This window comes from Weizmannia agrestimuris (assembly GCF_943193165.1).
In the GTDB taxonomy this organism is placed as follows: Bacteria; Bacillota; Bacilli; order Bacillales; family Bacillaceae_C; genus Weizmannia; species Weizmannia faecalis.
The window spans coordinates 45,699-51,745 of record NZ_CALPDC010000018.1 but is presented as its reverse complement, the minus strand read 5'-3'; the positions used below and the strand labels follow the sequence as shown (position 1 = coordinate 51,745).

At 48.2% G+C, this 6,047-nt stretch carries 4 protein-coding genes; all 4 read left to right on the top strand.

What is annotated here, in order from left to right; all coding sequences use genetic code 11:
* Positions 1-912 (top strand): ISLre2 family transposase (locus NFR98_RS08925; protein WP_251459976.1); only part of this gene is annotated, 912 nt, incomplete at its 5' end.
* A 209-nt stretch (positions 913-1,121) separates the two neighbouring features.
* Positions 1,122-2,717 carry a hypothetical protein gene (locus NFR98_RS08920; protein WP_014096783.1) on the top strand — a complete coding sequence of 532 codons (1,596 nt, stop codon included), beginning with the start codon at positions 1,122-1,124 and terminating at the stop codon, positions 2,715-2,717.
* Entirely contained in the window at positions 2,701-5,502 is a 2,802-nt protein-coding gene (locus tag NFR98_RS08915; RefSeq protein ID WP_017550307.1) for a DEAD/DEAH box helicase, read from the top strand. Before NFR98_RS08920 ends, NFR98_RS08915 begins: the two co-directional genes overlap by 17 nt.
* A gap of 87 nt (positions 5,503-5,589) precedes the next feature.
* Positions 5,590-6,024, top strand: a complete 435-nt coding sequence (locus NFR98_RS08910) for a DUF4944 domain-containing protein (RefSeq protein ID WP_014096781.1) — start codon at positions 5,590-5,592, stop codon at positions 6,022-6,024.
* Positions 6,025-6,047: the final 23 nt, after the last annotated feature.

Below are 6,047 nucleotides of genomic sequence, written 5' to 3'. Positions count from 1 at the left end.
TTCATCCGGGGACTGGAAAAGAAACAGGGTATGGAAGTCCGCCATGCCATTCTCTATGAAGGTTGGGAAACCAATGGTAAAAGGGTCTCCCTGCGTCAGCCCACAGTCATCATGACGACGGAAGACATTCAGACATTTTGGGATGAAGTCCAAGCCACAGCTGCCAACACCTACTCCCTCGAAAAAACGCATGTCATTACAAACAGTGATGGAGGTGCGGGATACACAGCTGAACGGTTTCAAACAGCTTTCTCACAGTCGGAATTTCCGGTGCTCAACCAGCTGGATACCTACCACGTTGCACAAGCCATCATAAGGACATTTGGGGGCGGAAAGAGCGAGATCAAGGAGCAAATTAGAAAAGCGATTAGAACGCATGACCTGGACCAATTCACGTTATATTTGGATACGCACGAAAGCACCTTGACGGATAAAAAGGCTCTCAAGAAAATCAAGGAATTCCGTTCGTATATCTTGAAAAACTGGGACCGCATTTTTGACTGGAGAGACAGGGTGAAAAACGTGCCGGAAGGTGCGAGAGGCCTAGGAGCGATGGAATCGAATCAAAGGCATATCTCCTTCAGGATGAAAAAAAGGGGCATGCATTGGAGTGAACTTGGCGCAGAAGCCATGGTGAAAATCAAACAAGGCATACTCAATGGGACATTTAAGCAAAATATTAGAGCTTTCGTTTTAAGCCTGGCTCAGTGGGGACTGATCGTTGAGGCGCGCGAAATTTACGAGACTCCTGCGGGAAAAGCGAGCCAGGAGAGACCCCGCAGCGAGGTACGAGCGAGGAGGCTCGCCGGCCGCCCGCGGAAAGCGAGTGAATTTCGCGCGCCTCAACATCCCCGTTATCCATCTTTATACGAAAATACTACATCTTTTCCGAAAATTACACCGAGCAAGTAAAGCACGGTAGCCGAAAGTGTACAAAAAGAGTGTCTTGGAATACCCGATATTTAAACCTTGTCGAGAAAAACTTGACACATACGTCTCCTTTCCGCACTGGACATCAACGGAAATGTGTATTATGCTAAATAGTTGAATTATCATCTGTCACAATCGAAGCAGCTACCTGCTTTTTGTTTACATATTTTACTAAGGAAGTGTGTCGTCCTATGGCCGCCTTACTGAATGATTATGCCAAAAAACTTCAGAACCATTTGCAGCCGGAGCGCGATTCCCACCAGAAACTGGTGCAAAAAGGGCTGCTGTTGTACCGCCAGCATCTAGTCCATGACAAACGGATTTCGGGACGGTTTTTGCGCGGGAAAGTTCAGGATGTGACACCGGTGGATTGCGGGCTGGATCTTTTTGACCCGTTGTTTTTTGATTGTTCCTGCCCCCATGACGGTTTTTGCCGCCACCTGATGGCTTTGTTTTTCTCTGCCTATAGTGAAGAAAACAGTGTGTTTGACTGGGTCCGGGAGTGGAAGCGACGCAGTACGGACGGGGACATTCTGCAATCCGTGAAACGGGCAAGCGATTTGCTGGAGAAAAAGGCGGAAACATCCGGGCAAAACATCAGCATGTGGCTGGACGATTTCCATACCGCTTTTGAAGAGATCAATGTGAATGATGAATTTCTTCTCGATCTCTCGGCAAGGGAAGTATACCGCCGGCTTACCCTTTTTTTGCCTGTCGAACGGGAATGGGAGCCGCTTTACAAACTGACTGCTGCCTATGAATTGTTTAAGTACATTAACACGATTTGTTTGAAAAATGACTTTTTTTCGTCCACGGCTCTCATGCAATTTTTGTCCGGCGAAGCGGAAGAAGCGGCAAACCAGCTGTCGTCCGCAGCGCTCCCGTTTGTTTTTGATCCGTTTATCGCTTATTTCCGCGAAAACACCCGTGAGCTGGCAGAAAGTGTATCCCTCTACGAACTTGAAACCGTTGATTTTTACCGAATCCTCTGGTCGCGCCTGCTAAAGAAAGAAAATTGGCGGAAAGAGGAAGAGGCGCGTTTAAGGAAGGAAATTTTAAACAGCATTGATGCCGGTGAAAATCTCTCCTCCACGAAGGTGCTCTGCTTCATCCATCTCGCCTTTTTGCTCGGGAATGACGACACCGCGCTGTTTTTTCTCAGGCAGCTGGCTCAAAGCGGCGTCAATACAGCCGTATATATGCCGTACTGGTTCTTGGAACTGAAAGCGGACGAGAGACTGTTCCGCTATATCTCCGCTGCCTTACCGATGATCCCGCGCCTTTTGGAAACATGCGGGGATGACTATGACAAGGCTGCCTATATGCGAATGTTTTTCCGCTCCATCAATGAACAGGCGCTCTCCGCCCAGCAGCTGAAATTACTGGAAAAACTGTACCGCGCCTTTTTGCCTGTCAGCGCCCCGAAATACGGGGATATTTTATTTTTATCCGCAAGATACAGGGAGTGGGCGGAACTCCAGACACTGATCGGCAATACACCCGAGGATATGGCAAAAGAAAAACTCGAACGGGTTGCAAAGCAAGCACCTGAAGTCCTCCTCCCTCTTTACCACCGGGCGGTCGGCATCTGTATCGGGGAAAAAAACCGGAAGTCCTATCAAAAAGCCGTCCGCTATTTGAAAAAATTAAAAGCCATTTACCGGAAACGCCATGAAGAGGAAAGGTGGTACGCATTCTTTGACGAAATCAAGGAACGGACAAAACGGATGCGCGCTTTTCAGGAAGAATGCAGGAGGGGAAATTTGACCGATGCAGATGGAATATGATGTAAAAATCAATATACAACCGGATCCGGGCGGGCGTTATTTCTTATATGCCGAAGACCGGGCCGGAAACGAAGCCGATCCTTCCTACTGGGCGCCGTCTTTGTTGATGTGGCATGAAGAAAGTTTTTATGGCGCCTTCATACCGTACACGCGTTTCGGAAACCGCAGCGGGATTTTGGCCGACAGCTTTACGCTTTTGTCCCTGCTCGGAAAAGAAGGTTTCAGTTCGATGTTGCGATGGGATTGGGATGAACGCGGGCAAATTTATCTTGCTGTGGCTCCCGTGCTGCTTGATGCCGTTTTAAGCGGCGGCTGGCTTGCGACAGCGGCTGCACTTCCGGAAGAAGAAGCATGGGCGATAGAGCTGCCTGATACCGTCATCCACGAGTTCAACCCGTCATTTTGGGACCGGGAGCTGGATGAAAAACCTTTGTCGCGCGTGCTCTCCGAATGGTACGGAGAAGCGGCCCGTTCTTTTATCGCCAGCCGGCCGCAATTGAAGCGGCAATTCATGGAGCTGAAAAAATCAGGCTTTACAAACCAGGAACTCACCTCCTATTTTGACAAGCGACGCTTTCAACTATGGGCGGGCGAAGCGTCCCTCCCCTTTACAATTGGGATCCGCCTTTTTGAACCTGACACGGATGGGGGGTACTGGAAGCTTGAGACCGTGTTGCGCGACCGTGATAAACCGGAACGGCTGCTCGTCTACCCTCGGCAAAAGCTGTATAAAAAATGGCAGCCATTTGAAGAAGAGATCCGGCTCGAACAGGCAAGATGGGGAAAATTGTTCCCTTGGCTTCATGATGAAAACGGGCAGCTGCGCAATGAACTCGAAGAAAACCAAGCATGGGCATTCTTCGTTCACGCCAGCGAAAAGCTTCTCCCGCTCGGTGTCGAAATTATGCTGCCGTCCTGGTGGTCATCCGTTAAAAACGCCAATATGCGGCTGAAAGCTAAACTGAAAAAAAACACAAGCTACCGGTCTTTTTTTAATCTTAATACGGTGCTCGAATTTGACTGGCGGATTTCCTTAAATGGGGCAGAAATGAGCGAAGAAGCGTTCCAAAATCTGATCAACAAGGGGCGCCGCTTTGTGAAAGCGGGAGACGAGTGGATCACACTTGATCCGAAGATGATTCGATCGCTGCAGGCGCTTATGGAAAAAGCCAAAAAAGAGGGGCTCCATCTTCAGGATCTGCTCGCACAAACTTCCGAATCCGAAGAGGAAACGGATGAAGAAGAAACAGAGGATGTGCAGGCGCTCGCCCGGATTCAAATTGAACTGAACCAGTCATTAAAAAAGTTTATCCGAAAGCTTTCCAATCTGACCGAAATGCCATCCGTCCCGATCCCGCCCGGATTTCAGGGCGATTTGCGGCCGTACCAGCAGCTCGGCTTAAACTGGCTTGCCTTTTTGCGTGATTGCGGGTTTGGCGCCGTACTGGCAGACGATATGGGGCTTGGGAAAACCGTGCAGCTGATCGCTTACCTTCTCCATGTGAAATATACGAAACAGCCGGAAAAACCGGCGCTTATCATCTGTCCGACATCTGTCCTCGGCAACTGGCAGCGGGAAATCGAAAAATTTGGAAACAGCTTAAATGTCGCCCTCCATTACGGACCGAACCGGGAAAAAGAAAAACTGGGGGATTACTATCAACATGCCGATGTTGTACTGACGAGCTACGGGATTGCCAACCTTGATTTCGAGGCATTGTCAGCTGTGGAATGGAGCACGATCGCCCTTGATGAAGCGCAAAACATTAAAAATGCGGAGACGAAACAGTCGCGGGCGATCCGGAAACTAAAGGGCAGGCACTATATTGCTTTGACCGGCACCCCGATGGAAAACCGGCTCTCAGAACTGTGGGCGATCTTTGATTTTACCAATAAAGGCTATTTGGGCACGTTCAGGCAGTTCCAAAAACGGTTCATCGCCCCGATCGAAAAGGATGGATCGAAAGAAAAAATCCGCGAGCTTAAGCGCCTCATTCAGCCGTTTTTGCTACGCCGGACGAAAAAAGATCCGGATGTGGAACTGAATCTGCCCGAAAAGCTGGAGCAAAAAGAATATTGCCCGCTGACGGCGGAGCAGGCGGCTCTGTATGAAGAAACGGTGCAAAATGCTTTTAAGGGGATCGACCAGCTGAGCGGGCTTGGCAGAAGAGCGCTGATTTTGCAGATGCTGAACCGGCTGAAGCAGCTGTGCAACCATCCTGCCCTGTTTCTGAAAGAAGAAAAACCGGCGCACCTTTTGGAACGGTCATTTAAATTGGAAAAACTGGCCACGCTGACAGAAGCCATTTTGAATACGGGAGAATCATGCCTGATTTTCACCCAGTATATCGGGATGGGCCAGATGATTCGGCAAATGATGAAGGAGCTGTTCGGTCTTGACGTTCCGTTTTTAAACGGAAGCATGCCGAAAGCAAAACGCGACCAGTTGATCCGTGATTTTCAAAACAAGGCGTTCCCTGTTTTTCTCCTGAGCTTAAAAGCCGGGGGAACGGGCTTGAACTTAACAGCGGCCAATCATGTCATTCATTATGACCGCTGGTGGAACCCGGCTGTTGAAAACCAGGCAACAGACAGGGCGCATCGCATCGGACAGCAGCGGTTTGTCCATGTCCATAAATTGATTGCGACCGGCACACTTGAAGAAAAGATTGACGCCATGCTTGAAAAAAAACAGGCACTGAACGACGAAATTATCCAAAGTGACAACTGGGTAACTGAGCTGTCCGATGACGAATTGAAACATTTGGTTTTGCTGCAAAGTTAAAGGGAGAGGAGTACCACTTTATGCCTCCTCCCCTTCCGTTATTTTTTGAATATTTATTATTATCTATGAAAAGGAGGGGACGTAACCATGAAAAAGTCTTGGGCTATTATTGGTATCATTGCTGCCGTTGTTGTTATTGGAATCATAGTTGGTGTGGTTGTTTATGAAAAGGAAAAGCCCAGCTATCCAAAATGGGTGGGCCACAGTAAGAGCGGCAAATGGACTGCTGTATTATCGTATAACGGAGAGAAATATGAGGATGTTAACTATTCTGGAGATTTCATTTGGAATGGCTCCAAAAAAGAAAAAAAGAAAGTGTATGTCTTGAAATCGCAATATTGGATCGGTGGTAAAATGGAAGTTGGAGACAAAACGGAAGTGAAAGAAAGAGTGTCACCGGACACCGGATTTGTGGAGTATACAGATGCGCCGAAAAAAGGAGAACATCCAAAAGTCATTATCTATTGGGAAGAAAATAACAAAGTCCATAAGGAAGTCATTCCATTAAAAAAGAAAAAATAGTGCTGAAAAATACACGTAAAGCC